Consider the following 22,262-nt stretch of genomic DNA (forward strand, 5'->3'; position numbering starts at 1 on the left):
GATTCACGGAACCGGGCCAGCTCCGGCGACCCCTTTTCGTACTCGTGTTTCGCAGGGGAAACAGGACCAGAGGCCATGGCATCTTCGGGTGGCGCGGACGGCAAGATCCAAGCTGCATCCGGCTGCACGATTCAAGATCTGACCCCATTACTTTTGACCCCATTACTTTCTTACGAACTTCTTGAACGACTTCAGGAACAGAACGCTCGACAAAACGAGGGCAAGGAGTGGGTGCGGATGGAGTCGTTGATCTTCGTGGCTGAGCGACTCGAACAACTCGTAACGGCGATTAACCTCCAACTGTCCAACTACAACGCACTACCAGCATTTCCAGGCAAGCCGACCAGAACAACGGATCTGGCCTACACGGACACGCAGGCTCCGCCACCGAAGCACGCGGTGGTGGATCGGCCACCGGCTGGCGTGTCGAGTTTTCAGTAAGTGGGCGCTGTGCAGTCCCCAGGGAGCGGTGAACAAGGTGATGTGTCATAGATGTGTGGAGCTACTATTTCGTGCGCAGTTCCCGACATACGAATCCCACTCTTTGTCCTGCGAGTAGATCCTCTTAGCTCAAATCTGTAAAATCCCACCCTGACCGTACGGCGCCACCTCTGAGGCCTGGTGTTGCATGAGCAGCATCTTCATCAGCCATAGCAGCCGAGACAATTCTATTGCTGAGCAGGTTGCTGCTTGCCTGAAACAGCGGGGCCACCGATCCATCTTCCTCGATTTTGATCCCGAGGTAGGGATCCCGCCGGGACGGGAGTGGGAGAAGGAGCTGTATGCGAGGTTGCGCGAATGCCTTGCGGTGATTGTTCTCTGTAGCCATGCCTCCATGGCGTCCCGGTGGTGCTTTGCTGAGATCACACACGCCAAGGCACTGGGCAAGGAGGTCTTTCCGATCAAAATCGACGACTGCAAAGTCGATCCCATTCTTACAGCTAAACAGATTATTGATGCAACCGCTGAATGGGATACGGCCTACCGATGCTTGGAGAAGGGACTCCTCGCCGCAGGACTTGATCCCAATAACTTTTCTGACTGGGACGGCACCAGAGCGCCGTATCCGGGCCTAATGGCGTTTCAGGAGCAGGACGCCGCCATCTTTTTCGGGCGCGACAAGGAGATTCGAGAAGGACAGGCTCTACTCAATCGTCTCCAAGAGTTCGGTGGACCTCGGCTCGCCCTCGTGCTGGGTGCGTCGGGCAGTGGAAAGTCCTCCTTGATGCGTGCGAGTCTGCTTCCACGACTCAAGGGGGCCCAGCGGTGGGTGGTCATCGAGCCATTTCGACCGCTCAAAACACCGTTTGACGAGTTGGCTCTTGTCATCAGCAAAAGGTTCGACGAGTTCAAGGAGGCAAAGCAGGCAACGCGAACGGACCTGGCATCTGTGCGGGATCGAATACGATGGAATGAGCAGGAGTCAAAACAGTCCGTCGATGCGTTCCTAGAGCTGGTCAAGGAGGTGCGTGAGACCGCCGGGTCACGGGAGGCCACGGTGCTCCTGATGATCGATCAGTACGAGAAGCTCCTGACCCTCGGTGCGAATGACGAGGGCAATCGCTTTCTGGCATTTCTGCGTGCAGTGCTGGACCGTGAGGACAGCGGTCTTCTGGTGTCGGCCACGTTGCGCTCCGATTTTCTTGGCTCGTTTCAGGATCATCCGGCCATGCGGGGTCTGCGATTCGAACCGTTAGCGGTGCCGCAGATGCAGGTCGACGACTTCGCGTCGGTCATTGAAGGTCCGGCAAGGGTCGCGGGCCTTAAACTGGGACCGGGCCTTGTCCAGGCCCTGATCAGCGATACGAAGACAGCAGATGCCTTGCCCCTACTTGCCTTTACGCTCCGTGAACTCTATGAAGGCTATGGGCAGGATAGGCTTCTGACGCTTGAGGAGTATCGCGATAAACTGGGAAGGCTCGACGGCTGTATCGCACGAGCAGCGGGAGCAGTCCTGAGCGCCAAGCCGTTGGCAGAGAAAGAAGTTTTAGATCTGCGAACCGCGTTTCTGTCGATGGTACGGGTGGCCGACGACGAACGATACGCGAAGCAGCCGGTTCAGTGGAATGATCTGCCTGCTTCTATCCATCACGTGCTGGAACGGTTCGTCAGAGCTCGCCTGCTAATTTCAGATGGAGACGAGAATGTCCGGACGCTTGAGATGGCCCATGAAGCCCTCTTCCGCGCCTGGCCGAAGTTGGCTGGGTGGATCGAGGGAGATCGCGAGGATTCGCTCCTCCTTCGGCGGGCTGAGGTTGAGGCAGGCGAATGGATGCGACAGGGATATGATCCCAAGCATCTCTGGCATACAGACCAGATCCTGAAGCTAAAGGGGGTCGTCGCAAGGCGGGGTGAGAAGTCAGTCAAGGAAATTGTCCGGCTGTTTATGGCACCGCAAGACAAGCTCGTTGCACGTCTTCAGAACACTTCCCTCTCGCATCGCGATCGGCTCACGATTGGGCAGAATCTGGCAGCGCTCGGCGATCGGCGGCCCGGCGTTGGGCTTAAGGAGGATGGGTTGCCCGACATCGAGTGGATTGAGATCTCTGAAGGACATGTGAATTATGATGATTGGAAGAAAGGCCTGCGTGCGATTCTACGGGGGCTCCATGGGGCCTATCACGGCATGGTCCACTCCTTCCGTCTTGCCAAATATCCAGTCACCAACGAGCAGTTCACGGCCTTTCTCAATTCAGAGGACGGCTTTGGAAACGGGAAATGGTGGAAGGACATTGGACCAATCGATGAACGAACCGGTGAAGCTGTGGCGCCGGCTAAAGTTGTTGAGACGGCGTGGCAAGACGCCAATCTCCCGCGCGTGGAGGTCTCCTGGTATGAGGCCGTCGCCTTTTGTCGGTGGCTGAGCTCTCGGACGAATCAGAAGATTGGCCTCCCTACCGAATGGGAGTGGCAACTCGCCGCTACAGACGGCGATCCGGAGCGCGAGTATCCGTGGAAAGGCGGATGGGATGACTCCCGGTGTAATAGTGACCGGAGCCGATTGATTCGGACAACAGCAGTCGGCATGTATCCCCAAGGAGCGACAGAGCAGGGCGTGATGGATATGGCAGGCAATGTCTTGGAATGGTGTCTCAACACCGATCGACTAGGCACGAGAATAGAGAGAGGCGACGTGCGCATGCTCCGGGGCGGGTCCTGGTTCGACAATCCGGTGCTCCTTCGTGCGTCGGAACGGCACAGGAGCGACGCCGACCACCGGGACTTCTATATCGGTTTCCGTCTTGCCCAGGACATTGAGCCCTAACTTTTGCGCTTTGTTCTTTGACCTCTGCTCTTTATTCTTTGCTCTGGGGTCGGAGCTATCAATAGGGGCGGGAGTCCGTGTGCTACGAACGCAACCATCTTTGTAAGGATGGGAGCGATGCTTCACCTCACATAAAATTGGGGTCGGATCTTGAACTGTGCATGGCGGAGGCGGGGAGGTATTATGGGAGGCTTGACCATGTCATGCCCAAGGATTAGAGTGCTCCTATGGTACGAGCTTGGGTAACCGCGTTCTTTGTGATCTGCCTGGCTGCTCCGGTCTGGGCGGCTGAGGTGGAATCGTTCGACCCCGATGAACCCTTCAAGCAGGCGTTGACCACCACGATGCTCCGTTCGCTGCTGAATCAAGCGCTCGATGGTCTTGAGGACCACTTAGAAATTTCCGGGAGCCGTAACCCTGATGAAACGAAGGGTGATCGGGAGAAGCATCTGCGGTTCAAGTTCTATCCAGAGGGCAAGTCAAAGTCCGATCAGCATTTCACGGCCGAAGGGTGGTTCGGCTCATCTCCCGAATCCGGCCAATATGATTGGCATTTCCAATTCAGGCAGCCGGAAGATCGCTCCAAGAAACACCCCTCCCCACAGATTGAAGCGCCGCTGTAACAGGGCTGCCTGCTGTTCAAGGGCTACTTTTGCCTACCACAGTGTAAAGTTTTCCTCTTTCCTGACAAAGCTGTAAGGGTTCCCACCTCAAAGTCTAATTCTCTGCGGTGTTATAAGCCGTTCAATTGGCATGGGGTTTGTATTCGCCTGCCTTGGATCATAAGCAGGATCGACAACCATGGATTTCATTGCGACCGACACCTTCTCTCCTCCATCCAGACCCTCTATTGACGGGAGTTCTCGGTTGGTCCGGACAGCTTCTCCTTCCAGCTCCAGTGGTGTGCGGAAACATTTTTCGGCGGTTCTCCAGAGAGTTCGTGGCGAGGAGGGGAGAGCCGACCGTTGTGAGGCGGACGACATCCGATCATCGAGCAAATCTTATAACAAGCCTCAGGCGAACGAGGCGAGAGATCGGTATGGCTCCTCGGTCCGAACGGATCGTGCTGACGCGCCATCGTCAAAGATGTTGGAGAAGGATCGTTCTGGTCAGGACGCGAACAGGTCTGTTGAGGCTTCAAAGGAGGATGGTGAATCTTCCGCTGTAAAGGACGATGCCCGTTCCGATTCTCATGGCTCAGAGTCTCAGCCCGTATCTGCTCCGACTCCCCTTCCGATCGCGACACACACGATCAACCAAGAACAGATGGCCATGGAAGAGGGCCCTCGATCGTCCGAAGGTGAGCACCAGGCAACAACAGTGTCCTCCATGTCTACCCTGATACCACCCGAAACCCCCATGCCTTCGATGTTGGCTCCTGAGGCTCACAAAGGCGGATCGTCTTCAGATGGAGCCGCTACGCACTCGAAGGATCAACCAGAACAGGCGTCGGCCATGTCGCCGCTGCCTACGGAAGCCGATGCTCAAGCAGGTCCGATCGTGAAAGATGATCTGCAAGCCGTTGTCAGTGGCGCTGATACAAAGACCGTGGTTGCTAATGTGGAAACTCATGCTGCTTCCTCGGGACCGGAGATAGGACGATCTCGTCCACAGTCCGACGGTCTTTCTCGAGGAGCGTCCAATCTAAACTCAAGTCCGGTGCCGAACGATGGAGGGATTGACCGTCCGATGAATGATGCTGCTCGGATTGCGGAGGGAGTCGCGCTTGTACGTCCCGCTTCTTCACATTCCGAGGGCCATGCACCACCGCGCGGTGACAAGGAAAACTTAGAACCGAAGGCGGAGGCCATGTTGTTGGTTGAAGATCCTCCGCAATCCGTCAGCGGTGATGGAAACGGTGAATCGAAGGTCAGTGCGGCCTTACTGCGTGGCCATCAATCGAGCTTTGATGTGACGAAATACTTCGTCGAATTGAGGACCGGGCAAAACGGCTCTCCGCATGATCAAGCTCAGACTGAGTTATCGCAGCCAGCGGTTGGTGAGCACCAAGTGACGGGCGGACAATCTACAGCGGCGACCATGGTTGGAGCTCACGGAGGCGTCGGTTCCAATCCGCCACCGCCTCCCACTGCCTCGTTCGTGAGTCATGCGCAACCTGCCATGCCCAGCAACGATCCCGGAGATAAATCTGCACACGTAATGGCGCGGTCAGTCGTGTTTAATGTGGCACAGCCAGACCTGGGTCATCTGAGCATTCGTGTGGCAATGACGAACGATGTGGTGCATACACATTTATCAGCCGACAGGCCTGAAGTTGGGCAATTCCTCATCAACGGACAGGACCGTCTTCAGGCGGCGTTTCAAGCGAACGGATTGGACATGGGACAATTCCGCGTGGATATCGATCGTCAGAGTGCCGGTCGTTCCTTCCACCATGGCCCTTCTCAGGAACAAGGACAGACCTGGGATCAGGGCTCGCAAGGGATGAAATGGGGGCAGAGTCCGGACCGACAGGACGAACCGCGCGTACCGCTCCATGGCCTATTGAATTTGGTGGCGTAGACGGTAAAGGAGATATGGCAAATGGTTGATGTATCTCAACTCACCTCGACTGGAACTCCTCCGACGCCGGAAAAAACAGGACCCCGACAGTTGGGGCAGGACGATTTTCTCAAATTGCTCGTCACGCAATTAAAGAACCAGGATCCCTTGAAGCCCACCGACAATACCGAATTTATCTCGCAGCTCGCACAATTCAGCCAGTTGGAACAGACCGCGAAACAGGCGCAGCTGCTTCAGAAGAGCCTCGATGCGCAGACCGCCTCGTTGCAGTTCACGTTGCTGCCCATGATCGGCCGCACGATCACCATCGGGCAAACGATGGTGCAACTCGCCGATGGTCCCGCTCAATTCGGGTACACATTGGACAAGAATGCCGCAAAAGTTCTGGTCAGTATTCAGGATCAACAGGGGCAAATCGTGCGGAGTCTGGAATACCGCGATCGACCGGCAGGACCGCATACGGCCGAGTGGGATGGAATGAACCAGAATGGAAGTCTTATGCCCAAGGGGATGTACCGCTATGTTATCTCCGCCATGGATTCGGAAGGAAAGCCTGTGGGTGTGGAAGGGCGTGCAACGCTCACTGTTTCCGGCATACGTATGGAAGAGGGGCAAGCCAAACTCCTTGTCGGTGATTTGGCCATCGATCCGTCCGATATCGTCGAGATGCGATAACAAAGAGGAGGGTTGTACTCATGGGAATACTGTCGTCGCTTTTTACGGGCGTCAGCGGGCTCAACGCGAACGGGAACGCGCTATCGGTCATTGGGAACAACATTGCCAACCTGAGTACGGTCGGGTTCAAGTCCAGCCGTTCCGTATTTGCGGACCTGATCAGTTCCTCGCTGGGAGGAGCGGGTGGCGCGATCCAGACTGGTTTGGGGGTGGCGCTCAACGGAGTGCAAGGGAACTTCAGCCAAGGTTCGCTCAGCACCACCAGTAACGGACTGGATCTGGCGATTGATGGTAACGGCTTTTTCCTTCTCCGGGATGCAAACGGCGGGAGCTTTTACTCTCGGGCGGGGCAGTTTCACCTGGATTCCCAAAGCCGCATCGTCGACCCAAGCGGCTTCTTCCTCCAGGGGTACCAAGTCAACACCAGCGGGCTGATTACAGCCAGCATCGGAGGCATGACATTACCCTCGACAACCGCTCCGCCGAATCCGACGACGACCGTCGATATCGGTGCCAATCTCAATTCACAGTCATCGACGAGTGCCTTCTCCCTCACGGATCCGAACGGGACATCTCAGTTTTCAACATCGCTCACCGTCTACGATTCGCTTGGGAACCCTCATCTGCTCACCACGTATTTTTCCAAGACTGCGGCGAACACATGGGACTACAACATCGTCGGCAGTACTAACGAGGTCGTCACGGCGAATTATCATGCATCCAACATCAATGCGTCACTTGGTATCGTGCGCTTGGCTTCCGGTACTCTGACCTTTACGACCTCTGGTGCTCTTGACACCGAGAGCGTGGTCACAAGCTATGACAGCGGCACCGCCGCCGGAGTCGCCGGAGCCCTAGTGGGACAGGGGCAAATCGATTTTGTCGGTGCGACGGCCGATCAGTCGGTTGCATTTAATTTCGGCAGCAGTGTGACGACGGACGGAGGTGCGGGAGTCGATCTCAGCACGCAATTCGGAGCGGCATCCGGCCTGGTTCAGCAGACTCAGGATGGGTTCGGCGCCGGCGCGCTGCAATCCTTCTCTGTGGAAACCAATGGACTCATCAACGGACGATTCTCCAACGGGCAGGTTCGTCCGTTGGCTCAGCTGGCTCTTGCTCGATTCCCGGATCCTCTCGGACTCGTCCGGACCGGTAAGAATACCTTTGCCGAATCGGGTACCTCCGGACAACCGCTGGTCGGTCCTGCAACGTCTGCAGGCCTCGGACGAATTCTTTCCAGCACGCTTGAACTGTCGAACGTGGATCTCGGGGAAAGCTTTATCGACATGATTGCTGCGCAGAGAGGATTTCAGGCGAATTCGAGAGTGATCACGACATCCGATGAGGTCCTCCAGGAATTGGTGAATCTGAAACGGTAGTTCCTTGATGTGAAATCGGGCTGGGACTGTTGTCCTAGACCCAGCCCGACCTCCCTCTCTATCCCCAGGCCTACGTCCTTCCACTGTCAGAGTTTACCCAGCTCTCACGTCAGATTCTTGACTACAGTGTCAAGGCGCCGCCTGACAGCGAGCTATTCTTCCTGCATGTCAGGCACATTCCAAATAGGATACGCGCCAAGTGCATTGATTCACGATCTCTTTTGCCCATGGGTTTCAGCGACATAGTGGCATATGCATTGCAGTCTCCGCACCGGGCCACTGAGTCAATCGAGGAGGAGTTATGGCAGATGCAGCCGCGGCCGATGAAAAAACCTCAGTAGCGGCCCCCGCTCCGGTATTCCCCGTCAAACTGCTCATTATCGTATCGGTTGTGGCCTTGGTGTTCGGTGTCGGCGGAGCGTTTGTGGCGGTCAAGTTCCTGGGAGGATCAAGCAAAGGTGCTGAAAACTCAGAAGAGCATAAAGCCGACGCTGAGGCAAAGGCAGACTCCAAGAGCGAGGCCGGTGGAAAACATGGTCAGGCCTCTGCGCTGGGCGTCATGTTCGACTTGGACCCCTTCATCGTCAACCTCGCTGACACGTCCGACGTTCGGTATTTGAAGCTGAGCCTCAAACTTGAGGTGGACAGTGAAGCCGTCGCTGCCGAACTGTCCGCCCGCATCCCTCAGATGCGAGATGCCATCCTCGTTCTGCTCAGCAGCAAGGACGTCAATGCGATCAGAACGACCCAGGGGAAATTCCAGCTGCGCGATGAAATTACACAGCGCACCAACGGTCTCCTGAAGAAACCAGGCGTTCGATCCGTCTATTTCACGGAATTCGTCGTTCAGTAACAGCGGCACTATGGACAAGATTCTCTCACAGGACGAAATCGATGCGCTCTTGAAGGGCGTCGTCTCAGGCGAAGTGGAGACGGCCCCGAAGGAAGCTGTCCCGGACGCAAAAGGTGTCAAGGGATACGATCTGTTCAACCAGGAACGGATCATCCGCGGACGGATGCCGACCATGGAGATGATCAACGACCGATTCATTCGCCGCCAATCAGTCGTCTGGACCAGTATGTTTCGGGAGGCCATTGAGTTCGCCGTCGTTGGGACGCAGGTGATCAAGTTCGGCGAGTTTCTGAAGAAAGTTCCCATGCCCTCATCGTTGAACGTGTTCCATATGGCTCCGTTACGAGGCAGCGCCCTCTTCGTGATGGAGGCGTTCCTGGTGTACCTGGTCGTGGACTATTTTTTTGGGGGAAGAGGTCAGACCCAGGTGAAGCCCGAGGGGCGAGACTTTACGCCGGTCCAACTCAGGATCATCAAGAAGCTGTTGCTACACTCGCTTGTCGACCTGGAAAAAGCGTGGCAGGCCGTCGTGCCGGTTAAGGTGGAGTATGTGCGTTCTGAGAGCAATCCTCAGTTCGCGATGGTGGTGACCTCATCGGAAATTGTAGTCGTTGTCACGTTGCAGGTCGTCTTGGGAGAAAGGGACAGCGAACTGTACATCGTCTATCCCTACAGCATGCTCGAGCCGATCAAAGAGAAACTCTATTCCGGCCTCGTATCCGATCAGGTCGATCAAAACGGCGAGTGGAGTCATCGATTTCGAGAGCGATTACAAGACTGTCCGCTTCCGATTGCGGTACGGCTGGGAACCGCGACCGTCACGGTGAAGGATGTCATGAATTTTGCCCCAGGCGACGTGATTGTGCTCGACCAGCACCCAGGAGATCCTCTCGATTGCTATATCGAGGGGTATCACAAGTTTCAAGGTAGCCCAGGGATTTACAAGGGCAATCACGCGTGCCGCGTGACCAGAGTATTGACCTAGTCGAGAGAGTGATCATGGCCGAATCAGATTCCGCAACTCGTACCGAGCCTCAGACAGCCGGGAGCCAAACCCCGCAACCTGCCTCATTTCCGCCCGTCCAACAGGCGGAGCCGGGGGGAGCTCCGAAGAACATCGACTTTATCCTGGATATTCCAATGAGCGTCACCGTGTATGTCGGCTCCACGAAGATGGCCATTCGGGATCTGTTGCAACTGGCTCAAGGTTCCGTCATTGAGCTGGATAAACTGGCGGGTGAGCCGATGGAAGTGATGGTGAACAACAAACTGGTTGCGCGCGGTGAAGTGGTGGTCGTCAATGAGAAATTCGGGATTCGCTTGACCGATGTGGTCAGTGCGGCGGAACGCGTGCAGCAACTTCGCTGAATGATCCGAAGGAGAGGCCGTGATCGATCTGTGGGAAAGCCTATTTCGCACCGTCTCGGCCCTGGCCATCGTGCTGGTCTTGATGGGGATCGTCGCGGTGACGGTCCGTCGATTGATGGGGCAGCGGTTGGGGATCGCCGGCGGGCGCCCTCTTGTGCGGGTCTTGGCCAGCAGCTACATCGCCTCGCGCAAGACGATTGCCCTCGTGTCGGTTGCGGGTGAATATCTTATCGTGGGGACGACCGCGACCGATCTTGTCCCGTTAGGACGCATCAGCGATTCCCCCGAATTGCGCGAATTACTCGCTTTCACCAGTGAGAAGCCACCCACCGAGACGGGGCCGGTCCTGCGGGGCAGCTTTGCCGCCTGGTTTCGACGCCTACCGCTCGGCATTTTTCATCACGACAAGGGACTTCATGACCGATAAACACGAGTCTCGCTCTCGCCTACTATCGGTGATCATCGTCGGAGCGATGGTGCTGCTCGTCATGCCGTCTTCGGAAGCGACGGCTGTCGGCCCATCCATCAGCATCGACTTCGGCGCGGGTGGTCCGAAACAAACCGCCGTGGTGATCCAGATTTTGATCCTCCTCACGGTGCTCTCCTTGGCGCCGGCCTTGTTCATCATGGTGACGTCTTTTACTAGGATTGTGATCGTGTTGGCCTTTCTTCGGCAAGCGCTGGGAACGCAGGCGGTGCCTCCGAATCAAGTATTACTGTCTTTGGCGCTGTTCTTGACGATGTTCATCATGGCTCCGGTGGGCCAGGCGGTCTACAACAACGCGCTGCAACCGTTAATGGCCGAGCAGATCTCTTTTGAAGACGCATGGAAAAAGGGCATCGAGCCGGTGCGGAATTTTATGCTGCGCCAGGTGAGGGAGAAGGACCTCGAACTTTTTATCACGTTGAGCCGCGTGCCGAAACCTGACCGGGTCGAGGACGTACCGACCCAGGCGATCATTCCGGCCTTCATTCTGAGCGAACTGCGGATTGCCTTCCAAATCGGGTTCTTAATCTACATTCCGTTTTTGATCGTCGATATGGTCGTCGCCAGCATTCTCATGTCGATGGGCATGATGCTCCTTCCGCCTGTCGTGATCTCTCTGCCGTTCAAATTGATCTTATTCGTATTGGCCGATGGCTGGTACCTGGTCGTGGGGTCCATGGTGCGGAGTTTTCAGTAGCGGTGAACCGTCTGCAGACAGCCGATAGTTGTGCGTCGATAGTGAGGATGAGCGAGTGACGCCGGAAATCGTGACAGAACTGGGCAGGCAAGCGCTGGAAACGACGCTGTTGGTGTCGTCGCCGATTCTGGGACTGAGTTTGTTCATCGGTCTGGCGGTCAGTGCGCTCCAAGCGATGACCCAACTGAACGAAGCGACGCTCACATTTGTCCCGAAGGTGGTGGCCCTTTTTGTGGCTCTGTTGCTTTTTCTTCCCTGGATGCTGAACGTCATGACCACCTACATGGCAAATCTCTTGATGAACATTCCCAACTATATCCACTAGTACGAGACGATGGCGTTGACGCAGACCGTCCAGATTGCTCTTCCGGAATTCCAAGGGTTCTTGGTCCTCATTTCCCGTATCGGGGGGTTGCTGGCCGCATTGCCGGTCTTGAGCGGCCGAGCTGTTCCTTTGAAAGTCAAAGTGGCTCTTGTTCTGGCGTTGGGAGTCCTGTTGGCTCCCTTGGTCCCGCTTCCCGTCGTCCCCTATGATCCTGTCGCCTTGGCAGCCGGACTCGTCAATGAAATGGCCATCGGTTTGACGATCGGACTGGCCGTCCGATTATTTTTCAGCGCGCTGGAAGTTGCGGGAGAGATGATCGGTGTGCAGATGGGATTCGGCGTGGTTCAACTACTCGATCCGGCGACGTCCGATCACACACCCATCATCGGCCAATACTTCACTCTCCTGGCGACCCTCATTTTTCTTTCGCTGAACGGACATCTGCTTCTGGTGGCCACGATTCTCTCCAGCTATGAGTCCATTCCGGCGTTCGGCGCGTCCCTCCCCGGCAGCATGGGAGACGATATCCTTCGTCTCTTTCAGCACATGTTCATGGTGGGGTTGAAATTGGCGGCTCCCGTGCTGGTCGTCATTCTCCTGATCAATATTCTTCTCGCGCTTCTTGGACGGGCGGTCAGTCAGATCAACGTCTTTGTGTTGAGTTTTCCCGTCACCATCGCCGGAGGCTTGGCAGTGCTGGGATTGTCCATACCGTTTGTGGTGGAGCTTCTGGTTCAGGAAATCGAACGGCTGCAATTCACGATCCATGGGCTTATGAAAGCGCTGGGACATGGCTGAGGATCGGAGTAATAGGACAGAGCCAGCGACGCCGAAACGCAAGGAGGAGGCGCGCAAGAAAGGGCAGATCGCCGTCAGTCGAGATCTGTCTACCGCCGTCATCCTCTTGAGCGGCATTGGGCTGCTGGCGGCCATGCTGCCGGTCGGCCTTCAGAAAATGACCGAGATGACCCGCCAAGGGCTCACGCTCTCGTTCCCTCTAGCCTTCCGCGAAGGAATGTCGATCGAGCAGGTGTACTCGGTCGTGATTCACGCCGGCATCACAGTGGTGACGCTGAGTCTCCCGGTCGTGGTGGGCATTCTGGTGATGGGGAGCACTGCGTCGTTGCTGCAAACTGGCTTGTTGTGGCGTGCCAATGCCGTTCAACCGGACGTCGAGCGCATCAGCCCGATCAAGGGGATTTCCCGTTTGTTCTCGCTGCGTTCTGTGATGGAGCTTGTGAAGGGGCTGCTCAAGATCGCGATCGTGACGGGTATCGGCCTGTGGGTGGCACGGTATGACCTGCTCCAGATTCCAGGGTTGATCGAGTTCGATCTCGGTACCGTCCTCCAAGTTACTGGAGGTCTCTCCTTGAAAGTGAGTTTGACCGTCGCAGGGGCGATCGCGGTGCTGGCTGGGCTCGACTACTTCTACCAACGCTATGAGTGGGAACGAAGCCTGCGGATGTCGAAGGAGGAGGTCAAGGAGGAACACAAGGCCACGGAAGGCGATCCGCTGATCAAGAGTCGTGTGCGGACCATTCAGCGGGAGATGACGAAAAAACGCATGATGGCCGCCGTGAAGATGGCGGACGTGGTGATTACCAACCCGACACACTTGGCCGTCGCTCTGAAATATGACACCGCCACCATGGGAGCTCCTGTTGTGGTCGCCAAAGGAGCCGGCTTGGTCGCTGAACGTATTCGTGAGTTGGCTCGACATCACGGAGTACCGGTCGTCGAACATAAGTTCGTGGCCAGAACACTGTTCAAACTCGTCGATATCGGTAAAGAGATACCAAACGAGCTGTACCGCGCAGTTGCGGAGATTCTGGCGTTTGTGTATCGCGCGAGAGGCTTGGCTCCACAAGTATAAGGAATTATGGCAACGGCAATAGAGCCCGTGGAACGAAACCAATTGATCAAGCATCCGGACGTCGTCATATCCGTCGGGGTGGTGGCCATTCTCATGGTGATGCTGTTGCCGTTGCCTCGATTCCTGCTCGATTTGTTGCTGAGCTTCGATATCACCTTGTCGGTCGTGATCCTGCTCGTTGGACTCCAAGTACGGCGGCCGATCGAGTTTTCGGTGTTCCCGTCGGTCCTCCTCATGATCACCTTGTTCAGGCTGTCCCTCAACATTGCGTCCACGCGTCTCATTTTGCTGCATGGGAACGAAGGGGCAGGGGCGGCGGGAGAAGTCATTCGGGCCTTCGGGAACTTTATCGTCGGGGGCAATTACACGGTCGGCTTGGTGGTGTTCTCCATCCTCGTCATCATCAACTTTGTCGTGGTGACGAAGGGCGCCGGACGCGTGGCGGAGGTTGCTGCTCGCTTCACATTGGATGCCATGCCCGGAAAGCAGATGAGCATTGATGCGGATCTGAATGCCGGCCTGATCAATGAGGCGGACGCGCGGCGCCGACGACGGGAGATTGCGGAAGAGGCTGACTTTTACGGGGCGATGGACGGCGCCAGCAAGTTTGTTCGAGGGGATGCCATTGCAGCCGTCATCATCATACTCGTCAACATCGTCGGTGGTTTGGCGATCGGTATCCTGCAACAGGGCATGAGTCCGGCGCTCGCGGCTCAAACCTATACGATTCTGACGGTCGGTGAGGGGTTGGTGGCGCAGATTCCCGCCCTGATCGTTTCGACTGCCGCCGGTATCGTGGTGACTCGCGCCGCCTCGGAAACGGATTTGGGGAGCGAGATGACTCGCCAGCTGTTGATGTCCTCCAAACCGGTGGGCATTGCTGCGGGTATTCTTCTCGCGCTTGGATTGGTGCCAGGGCTTCCGCATGTGGCGTTCTTAGCGTTAGGGAGCGCCATCGCATGGATCGCCTACCAACTCCATCAGCAGGAACAGGTCCAAGCAGCTCCGATTCCCACTCCCGTCACTCCGAAGGCCGAGGAAGGCCCGACCCGAGTGATTCCGCTCGACCTCATGGAAGTCCAGGTGGGGTACGGCTTGATAGGACTCGTCGAGGGAACACAAGGCACCGCACTGCTCGATCGGATTAAAGCGCTCCGGCGACAATTTGCGGAATCGATGGGCTTTGTCGTGCCCCCTATCCATATACGTGACAATCTTCAGCTGCGCCCGAACGAATACGCCATCATGTTGAAGGGGGTGGAAGTGGCCAAGGCTGACGTCTTGCCTGGGAATCTGTTGGCGATTGATCCAGGTACCGGTCAACGGGGTTTGGTGCAGGGTATCCCGACGAAGGAGCCTGCCTTCGGGTTACCGGCGCTTTGGGTACCGGAAGCTGCCAGAGAGCAGGCTCAAATGGCCGGGTATACCGTGGTCGATGCGAGTTCAGCGATCGCGACACATCTTTCTGAATTGATCAAGCGCCATGGCCATGAATTGTTGGGACGGCAGGAAGTTCAAGCGCTGTTGGACGAAATTGGAAGGGCGCATCCGAAGCTGGTGGAAGAGCTTATTCCTACGCTGTTGCCGCTCGGAACGGTCGTCAGGGTTCTCGGGAACCTGCTCAAGGAGGGCATTCCCATTCGTGACCTACGGTCGATCCTCGAGGCCGTTTCTGATCAGGCCACCAACACCAAGGATGCGGAAGTCCTCACGGAGTATGCGAGGCAGGCGTTGGCCAGGACCATCACCAAACAGTATCAAGCGCCTGACGGCAGTCTGCAGGTCATTACTTTGGACCCCCGACTGGATCGGTCGTTGGCGGAACAAGCGGCGGCATTGCCGCCTGGGGCCACGTTGAACCTTGATCCCACCCTCTCGCACAAGCTGTTAACTGGGCTCAAACAAGCCGCTGAACGGGTTGCAGCTCGAGGGCAGCAGCCGATCGTGCTTTGCTCTCAGGTTGTGCGCCGCCATCTCCGGCGACACAGCGATCGTATGCTGCATGCCGTTCCTGTGATGGGACTCAATGAAGTGGATTCCTTCGTCCGTCTGCAGTCTCTGGATACGGTGCGGATCGACTTGGAGTTGGTGCAGCCGTCTTAGGGTAAGCCATGAAGGTCAAGACATTTCACGCGCTCACCATGCAGGATGCCATGCGCGACATCAAGGAAGAATTGGGACCGGACGCCATCATCTTGTCGGCGAAAGAAGTGCGTGAGGGAGGGCAAATCTTACGGGCATTCAATCGACCGGTTCTGGAAGTCATGGCCGCCTCCGATCATGTCGTACAACGGCTCACTCAGGGTGGGAAAAAAGGGCAGCAATGTCTTCCGCCTGTACCACCGTCTGATACGAGGTCGGATTCCGCGCTGTCCGCGCAGACCTTTCAACAGACACTGCAGGGGGTGCTGAAGCCGAATTGTGAGACGACGACACCGACTGTCGGTCAACAGTCTGCTTCGTTCAAGCCGTCTACAGTACATATGAAGCCGAATCGCCGGCGGCATCTGCATACTGTGATGGATGAACTGGGCCGCTTGTTGGAAGACCTGTCTCGGGCGAACAGCGGGACGATCGGAAGTCAGCCGTCGCCCATGCCGCGGTGGCTGCGCCGCTCGCTCATCGAACAGGGGATAAATCCCTCCACCGCGGACTTACTCTTGCACGAGGCGGGCATGACCGAACAATCCGTCGGTCCATGGGACGATGAGTCGATGCGGCGCGCATTACAGCGTGAAATCGCAAAGCGCGTGCGAACGAGCGGGCCGCTCCTGAAAGGGGAGGGCTATCCCTCTATCAGTCTTCTGATCGGGCCCAGTGGAGCCGGGAAGACCGCCGCCGTAGCCAAGCTGGCGTCACATTATCGTCTCGAGCAGCGGAGATCCGTCGCCCTCATCACATTTGATACCTGTCGGGAAACCGCGGTCGAACAGTTGCGTCGGTATGCCAAGGTCGTGGGCGTGCCGTTCGCTTGTGCCCTGTCGGCTCGACAAGTCCATGAAGGGCTCCGTCGCCATACACAGGTAGACCTCGCGCTGATCGACATGCCTGGGATCGGACCGCGTGACTTGGCATTGGCTCAAGAACTGCGGAAGATTCTACCGAAGGAGGCCGTCACGACGCATTTGGTTCTTCAGGCTTCCACGAGGGAGCAGGAGCTCTGTCGTATTACGAGGCGCCTGGGTGATCTGCCGCAGCTGCGTCTTCTGTTCACCAAGCTCGACGAGACAGAATCGTTCGGCACCATCTTTGAGGTGACGCATCAAACCGGAGTGCCTCTCTCCTATTGGAGTATCGGACGGCGAGTCCCGGGAGATATTGAGGTGGCCTCATCGGATCGGTTGGCGGCGCTTCTCACTGCGGAATGTTCCGCCCACTCTGAGGTGCTTGTCAATCGGTCGGTTCAATCTTCGGAAGCAACTCCCGCGGTAATGGAAGCAAGAATTCACCATGGATAACCTGGCTGGAGGTCGTCATATGCCGTTCGGAACAAGAAGGTCTGTCCTGATGTCGAAGGATTTGAGTTGGGAAGGTGGCTCGTCCACTCACGTCATCGCGGTCTCCAGCGGCAAGGGAGGCGTGGGGAAGTCCAATGTGGTCGCGAATCTTGCCGTTGCACTCACGAAGCTTGGAAAGCGCGTGCTGATTTTGGATGCCGACCTCGGCTTGGGGAATCTCGATGTCCTCCTGGGGCTGGTTCCACGGCATACCATCGAAGATGTATTGGTGGGCACCCATACGCTCGACGAGATCGTGCTCAAAGGTCCGGGGGGCATTCATGTCCTTCCGGCCAGTTCCGGTGTGCCGCGCCTCACGTCGCTGACGGAAGCCCAACAGTTGATGATCCAGGAGCAACTGGCGCAGCTTACCTCAGAGATGGACGTGCTGTTGATCGATACCGGTGCGGGCATCTCGCCGAACGTCACCTTCTTTGCCTCTGCGGCGGATGAGACGATGATCGTCGTCACGCCGGAGCCGACATCGCTCACGGATGCCTATGCACTGATCAAAGTCTTGGCTCGCCAGTATCGGGAACGCCGCTTCAAAGTGTTGGTGAATCAGGCCAAGAGTCCCCGCGAAGCGGCCGAGGTGTTCGGTAAGTTGGATGTGGCGGTGGATCATTTTCTTCATGTGACCGTCGAATTGGTCGGAGCGATCCCCTATGACGATTATGTGCATTTGGCGGTCATGCAACAGAAGGCGCTCTCTGAGTTATTCCCTGATGCACCGGCAGCCCAAGCCTTCAAGCGGTTAGCACAACAGATCATCCAGTGGCAGAGGGCGGGTCTCCCCAAGAGTTCCGTACAGCTCGTCTGGCAACGAGCGGCAACGCCCGCGGGCGACTGAAACAGGTTTGTGCATGGGAAGATCATGAGCAAGACAGCCTCGCCACAGGAGCGGCAATCCCTTTCGGCCCAGGGAGTCAGGCGCGAACAACTCATCAAGGAGTTCGCCCATGTCATTCGCGCGATGGCCCACCGGCTGGCCTTCCGACTTCCTGCATACTTGGACGCGGAGGATCTGATCTCGGTCGGCACCATCGGACTCATGGATGCCATGGACAGGTATGATCCGACAAGAGAAGCCAAGTTCAAGACGTATGCGGAGTTCAGAATCCGTGGAGCCATGCTGGATGAGATTCGTTCGATGGATTGGATTCCACGATCGGTTCATGAACGGATCGGCCTGCTCCAAAAGACTCACACAGCGCTCATCAGCCGACTGGGTCGACCGCCACAGGATGAGGAGGTGGCGGCAGAACTGAAGATGTCCCTGGAAGAGCTGGATGATTTCATTACGCGCGCGAGGGGAGCGGTGATGATCAGCGTGGACGATTTAAATCTTCATGAACCGGACGGGCACAAAGTGGTTAAGATGTTGGTCGATACCCACACGCCCGATCCTCTTTCCTCATTGGTCAACGAGCGGGAGCGTGCATCGCTCGCCGGGGCCATTCAATCGTTGCCGGAAAAAGAACGGCTCGTTCTGACGTTGTATTACTACGAGGAGCTCACGATGAAGGAAATCGGGGAGCTGCTGAAAGTCACTGAGTCACGGGTCTGTCAAATCCATACCAAAGCCATCATCAGGCTCAAGGCGCACTTACAAAAACCGAATTGATCGAATCGGCCGACCGACTGAGTCAGCTGCTCATCGGCATTCGTTGTGATGCCGATCGCGATGTCCTGCGATCGCTACCTTCAGTTCTGAGTCAAAGAAACCGATACCTTACTGGACGAGATTTCGACAAGGTCCTGGTCTATCGAGGGGGAATTCATCACAGCGGGCTGGAATGTTGATCGGGTCTCAGGTTTAATCCCAATTCAAGCCAGGTTCTCCATCAGTAATCACGACGATGCACTGGAAGGTATCACACCCTAGGTCCTCACGATCACGCTCTCTAGCATGGTGGTGTGTCTCAGCAACAGTTTGCGGAGTCAGCATCGCGTGGATGGAGGCGACACCGGTCGGTCTTGCGAACATGGCCGACGTTCCCTTCGTGCGGCTTGTCATCGGATGGTTGGGTCTTTTCATCGCTGCCGGAGTTGGGGTGGCCGGACTCTTGTGTTGGCCTTATAGTCAGGACCTTGCACGGCGCAAGCAGGATGGTGCGCCATCGGCGTACGATGGTCTGACCGGTCTTCCAACCAGACGGCTTTTTCTTGTACTTCTCAAACAGGCGCTGAGCAGGGCTGAGACGACTAAGCGGCACGTTGCTGTCTTGCTGTGTGCCTTGGAACAGTTCCGCCCGCTGTCCACCTCCTCAGCCGCCCCAAGTATGACGCTGGTCGTGCGAGTGCAAGCCGCCCGCATCAAAAGCGCTTTGCGACCTCACGACGTGGTGGCACGCTTGGACGAATACACCTTCGCCGTCATCGCCGACAATCTCGAATCGCCGGACGAGGCTCGATTGATCGCCGAGAAAATCCAGAAGGCCATAGCGCTTCCACTGTTGGTCGAGGGCCAGGAGTTGCTGATTTCCTGCCGAATAGGAGGAATCGTGGGACCGCAAAAGGGGACTGATGCCGAGTCATTCCTTGGTGCCGCGTCACGAGCCCTCTCGGAGAGTCAAGCAGCCGACGCCTCTATTGCATTTGCGTCGGATCTATCATCGCCTTTCCTCTCGCCGTCAAGCCATGTCCCCACAGGCCGAGTGCGTCACTACGCGGACGCGCGGCATTAGCTTCATTGCGAATAATAAACCGCTAGGCTGTACTCCTCATGCGACGAGCGGAGGTCTTCCGTCAGTCGTCTAGGAATTCGGCAGGGGACACACCGGCTTGCTTGAGGATAGCACGCAGAGTGCCCTCGGGCATGTTGCCTGGATGGTTAGGAATGGTCGTGTACCGAAGAGTGGACGGATTGAACCAAATCTCGTGACTGCCTGCAGCCTGACGATTGAACTGAAATCCAAGGGCTTTGAGCCGTTGAACGATTTCTCGATACGTAAAGCCAGCCAGTCGCCCCATTAGGCATTGACGATGAGGGGATAATCGAATTCATCACGGGCGGGTGGCAGAGGAGGCTCTCCTTCGTGCTCCTGTTTGGCTTCCAAGAGCTTTTTGGCGACATCGCGGGCAATCTCGATGGTTTCTTGAATGGTACGTCCTTGCACCACAAGTCCCTGTATGACGTCGGACGTTGCGAGATAGACGCCCTCAGGGAGTTTTTCAATATGGAGGTTGACGATGCGCTCCATGTGAACCTCTTCCGCCGGAATCCAGCCTCTGTCCCGCTGAGGAGCTATCGTACCTGATGGTCCGGTCCCAAGTCGAGAGAACGTCATGATTATCGCTGACATTGTTCCGTCAGCGGGACGAGCCATGATCTCGATGAAGTAATCCCTGCCGCAACCCTGTTCTGCTTTCCTTGCCTACTCCTGACAATCCCGCAGAATCCAAGCGAGCGCCCTACAAGCTCCATCCTTCCGTCGCCCGAAGAGTTGCCGCCTTTGTATGAGGCCTGTCCCTCGCAGCCCTCTACATCGTCGAGGGAACTGGACGAATTGTTGAAGCCGCAAAAGAAGACGGCGGAGGAGGGCTGCCACAAGAGGCAGCCCTCCTCTTCATGAGATCGGGGCGGATTATGGACTCGTCGAGGTATAGAGCTGGCCGTCGTCGATCGCGGTCAGCCCTTTCTTCTGGCTATGGGGCACGCCAACTGTGACTGCGCCACCACAGGAACTGCCCTGGCCGTCGTCGGCCTTGAACGAGATTTGATAGACGTGGCCGTTGCCGCTCCCGGATCGTTCGGCGCGCACCGAGGCTGCGCCGACCTGAATCACCGCATCGGGACTGGTGTTGCCGTCGCCCTTGCCCTTGACCGGCTCGTCCTGGGTCACGCCGGTCACGGTGATCGTCACCGAATCCCCATCCGGATCGGTCACCCCCATGATGGCGATCGGGACCAACTGATGATTGGGCGCCCAGAGAGCGGCGGGATTGGCCTGGGCCGCGCCACAGACGGGAGGCTGGTTCGTCACCGAGGCACTGAGTTTGGTCACGAAGGCATCCACGATCCCTCCGGGAGCGGGCTGGCTCGCATTGAGCGTGGGAAAGTCCACGGACAAAGTGATGCCTGTCACATAAGCCTGGCCGCTCCCGTCCACCGCGATGCCCAACCCTTGATCGCCATTATCACTGCCGCCGAGGTAGGTGGAGTAGAGCAAGACCGGATCGATGACGAGGGGTTTGGTGCGATCATAGGCCGCGAGCTGGATGCCGATTTTGGGAAGGGTTGAGTCCTGAGGGTTGGACGCGGACCGCGCGGAGCGCACATTGGCGACCTGCCGCTCGACGAGGTAGTGCCCGGCGACGAGCGTCTTGTGCCCATCCGGTTCGAGTTGGTAGATGACCGGCTTCTGGACCAGCAGGTCGCCCAGGTCGGTCGCGAGGAGAAGAGCACCGCTGTCGGCCACATGGATGTCGGATGCCCCTTCGAAGGCCAGCCTGATCTGATCCGGGTCGGCCCCCGGCGCCACGATGAAGTCGTACTCCAATGTGCCCTGGTTCCCATAATAGGCGAGATCGACGCCCGGGTAGACCTCTTGGTACTGGACCTTGGCGTAGATGGGAATGTTGGTCCGCCACTTGGCCGGGTCATTGCCGATGAAATAATTCACGATCCCCGGAAGTGGTTCCTTGCCTTCCACGGCCGGCGTGGGATTCGCTCCCTCCAATTTCATCCGCACGACCGCCTGCTTGATCGCCGGCGGCTCCGGCCTGGCGATAGGCTCACCGCGCCCTTGTTGAGCCGGCTCCCTGGTCGGTTCCCGCTGTTGCAACACCAGGACCGATTCGGATGGGGTGAGAAAGAGGCGGTAGCCGGTGCCGCGAGCCAGGAACGTGACTTGTTCATCCACCTGGCCCTGATTGGCTTCAAACTGGAGCGGCAGCCGCATCAGGGTCGCGGCCATGTGAGATGTCGAGAGAGCCGGTGCCGGGTTTGGTGGAGACACGGCTGCCTCGCTCCTGCCCACGGGGCCGAGGACGACGAGCGTGATGGTCAGTAGCCGCAGAAAGATGGGGTGACGCATGATGCGCCTCCTTCGTGAGGGATGGTGGGTCTTCGAGTCGGATGCCTGGTCGTGAGAGGCTCCTCACGATCGGATCGGCTCGCTTCGGGAGGGAGGTCCTGATGATGACGTGCATGAGTGGTGCGGTCTTCTGGGTGATCCGCGGTCTCGGCGAAGCGCTGAGATGGAACAAGGCGAGTGAAGGGAGAGCGCGGAGGCCGAGGTGTGAGCGGAGACGACCGATGCGGATGTGGAGGGCCATGTGGCGCCTCGAATGAACCGAATGGTCCAGGGGGCAACTA

22 protein-coding genes are annotated in these 22,262 nt (G+C 57.2%); 19 read left to right on the forward strand and 3 right to left on the reverse strand.

What is annotated here, in order from left to right:
• Nucleotides 1–75 precede the first annotated feature (75 nt).
• The 19 genes from P0120_11960 to P0120_12050 all read left to right on the forward strand — a co-directional run bounded on the left by P0120_11960 (nucleotide 76) and on the right by P0120_12050 (nucleotide 19,629).
• A complete protein-coding gene (locus tag P0120_11960) occupies nucleotides 76–441 on the forward strand; it encodes a hypothetical protein (GenBank protein MDF0675032.1) in 366 nt (121 codons plus the stop codon).
• A gap of 187 nt (nucleotides 442–628) precedes the next feature.
• Nucleotides 629–3,265 carry an SUMF1/EgtB/PvdO family nonheme iron enzyme gene (locus tag P0120_11965; protein ID MDF0675033.1) on the forward strand — a complete coding sequence of 879 codons (2,637 nt, stop codon included), beginning with the start codon at nucleotides 629–631 and terminating at the stop codon, nucleotides 3,263–3,265.
• Between the two features lie 227 nt (nucleotides 3,266–3,492).
• Entirely contained in the window at nucleotides 3,493–3,888 is a 396-nt protein-coding gene (locus P0120_11970) for a hypothetical protein (GenBank protein ID MDF0675034.1), read from the forward strand.
• 832 nt (nucleotides 3,889–4,720) lie between these two features.
• Nucleotides 4,721–5,788: a flagellar hook-length control protein FliK gene (locus P0120_11975; protein ID MDF0675035.1), complete on the forward strand. Its 1,068-nt coding sequence runs from the start codon at nucleotides 4,721–4,723 to the stop codon at nucleotides 5,786–5,788.
• 21 nt (nucleotides 5,789–5,809) lie between these two features.
• The gene (locus P0120_11980) at nucleotides 5,810–6,463 is read left to right on the forward strand and encodes a flagellar hook assembly protein FlgD (protein ID MDF0675036.1); all 654 of its coding nucleotides are present in this window, start codon (nucleotides 5,810–5,812) and stop codon (nucleotides 6,461–6,463) included.
• A 20-nt stretch (nucleotides 6,464–6,483) separates the two neighbouring features.
• Nucleotides 6,484–7,842 carry a flagellar hook protein FlgE gene (locus P0120_11985; protein ID MDF0675037.1) on the forward strand — a complete coding sequence of 453 codons (1,359 nt, stop codon included), beginning with the start codon at nucleotides 6,484–6,486 and terminating at the stop codon, nucleotides 7,840–7,842.
• A 301-nt stretch (nucleotides 7,843–8,143) separates the two neighbouring features.
• A complete protein-coding gene (locus P0120_11990; protein ID MDF0675038.1) occupies nucleotides 8,144–8,695 on the forward strand; it encodes a flagellar basal body-associated FliL family protein in 552 nt (183 codons plus the stop codon).
• Nucleotides 8,696–8,705: 10 nt separating this feature from the next.
• Nucleotides 8,706–9,680 carry a flagellar motor switch protein FliM gene (gene fliM / locus P0120_11995; protein MDF0675039.1) on the forward strand — a complete coding sequence of 325 codons (975 nt, stop codon included), beginning with the start codon at nucleotides 8,706–8,708 and terminating at the stop codon, nucleotides 9,678–9,680.
• A gap of 14 nt (nucleotides 9,681–9,694) precedes the next feature.
• Complete coding sequence (gene fliN, locus P0120_12000) at nucleotides 9,695–10,063, forward strand: flagellar motor switch protein FliN (protein MDF0675040.1); 369 nt, start codon at nucleotides 9,695–9,697, stop codon at nucleotides 10,061–10,063.
• 19 nt (nucleotides 10,064–10,082) lie between these two features.
• Entirely contained in the window at nucleotides 10,083–10,490 is a 408-nt protein-coding gene (locus tag P0120_12005) for a flagellar biosynthetic protein FliO (GenBank protein MDF0675041.1), read from the forward strand.
• A complete protein-coding gene (fliP, locus tag P0120_12010; protein MDF0675042.1) occupies nucleotides 10,480–11,247 on the forward strand; it encodes a flagellar type III secretion system pore protein FliP in 768 nt (255 codons plus the stop codon). Before P0120_12005 ends, fliP begins: the two co-directional genes overlap by 11 nt.
• A gap of 55 nt (nucleotides 11,248–11,302) precedes the next feature.
• Nucleotides 11,303–11,572 carry a flagellar biosynthesis protein FliQ gene (fliQ, locus tag P0120_12015; protein MDF0675043.1) on the forward strand — a complete coding sequence of 90 codons (270 nt, stop codon included), beginning with the start codon at nucleotides 11,303–11,305 and terminating at the stop codon, nucleotides 11,570–11,572.
• Nucleotides 11,573–11,581: 9 nt separating this feature from the next.
• Complete coding sequence (gene fliR / locus P0120_12020) at nucleotides 11,582–12,370, forward strand: flagellar biosynthetic protein FliR (GenBank protein ID MDF0675044.1); 789 nt, start codon at nucleotides 11,582–11,584, stop codon at nucleotides 12,368–12,370.
• Nucleotides 12,363–13,445, forward strand: a complete 1,083-nt coding sequence (gene flhB, locus P0120_12025) for a flagellar biosynthesis protein FlhB (GenBank protein ID MDF0675045.1) — start codon at nucleotides 12,363–12,365, stop codon at nucleotides 13,443–13,445. Before fliR ends, flhB begins: the two co-directional genes overlap by 8 nt.
• A gap of 6 nt (nucleotides 13,446–13,451) precedes the next feature.
• Entirely contained in the window at nucleotides 13,452–15,548 is a 2,097-nt protein-coding gene (gene flhA, locus P0120_12030) for a flagellar biosynthesis protein FlhA (GenBank protein ID MDF0675046.1), read from the forward strand.
• An 8-nt stretch (nucleotides 15,549–15,556) separates the two neighbouring features.
• Nucleotides 15,557–16,903 carry a hypothetical protein gene (locus P0120_12035; GenBank protein ID MDF0675047.1) on the forward strand — a complete coding sequence of 449 codons (1,347 nt, stop codon included), beginning with the start codon at nucleotides 15,557–15,559 and terminating at the stop codon, nucleotides 16,901–16,903.
• A 49-nt stretch (nucleotides 16,904–16,952) separates the two neighbouring features.
• Entirely contained in the window at nucleotides 16,953–17,792 is an 840-nt protein-coding gene (locus P0120_12040; protein ID MDF0675048.1) for a MinD/ParA family protein, read from the forward strand.
• Between the two features lie 24 nt (nucleotides 17,793–17,816).
• Entirely contained in the window at nucleotides 17,817–18,566 is a 750-nt protein-coding gene (locus P0120_12045) for a FliA/WhiG family RNA polymerase sigma factor (protein ID MDF0675049.1), read from the forward strand.
• Between the two features lie 331 nt (nucleotides 18,567–18,897).
• Nucleotides 18,898–19,629: a GGDEF domain-containing protein gene (locus P0120_12050; GenBank protein MDF0675050.1), complete on the forward strand. Its 732-nt coding sequence runs from the start codon at nucleotides 18,898–18,900 to the stop codon at nucleotides 19,627–19,629.
• A gap of 61 nt (nucleotides 19,630–19,690) precedes the next feature.
• Here the strand turns inward: P0120_12050 and P0120_12055 are convergent, their stop codons facing one another.
• From P0120_12055 to P0120_12065, 3 genes are all read right to left on the reverse strand, one after another.
• Nucleotides 19,691–19,915 carry a type II toxin-antitoxin system HicA family toxin gene (locus P0120_12055; GenBank protein ID MDF0675051.1) on the reverse strand — a complete coding sequence of 75 codons (225 nt, stop codon included), beginning with the start codon at nucleotides 19,913–19,915 and terminating at the stop codon, nucleotides 19,691–19,693.
• Entirely contained in the window at nucleotides 19,915–20,145 is a 231-nt protein-coding gene (locus P0120_12060; GenBank protein ID MDF0675052.1) for a DUF1902 domain-containing protein, read from the reverse strand. The genes P0120_12055 and P0120_12060 overlap by 1 nt, the downstream gene beginning before the upstream one ends.
• 384 nt (nucleotides 20,146–20,529) lie before the next feature.
• Nucleotides 20,530–21,981, reverse strand: coding sequence for an SBBP repeat-containing protein (locus tag P0120_12065; protein ID MDF0675053.1), 1,452 nt, complete (start codon nucleotides 21,979–21,981; stop codon nucleotides 20,530–20,532).
• Between the last annotated feature and the right edge of the window lie 281 nt (nucleotides 21,982–22,262).

The sequence above is a fragment of the Nitrospira sp. genome (genome assembly GCA_029194675.1).
Taxonomy (GTDB): domain Bacteria; phylum Nitrospirota; class Nitrospiria; order Nitrospirales; family Nitrospiraceae; genus Nitrospira_D.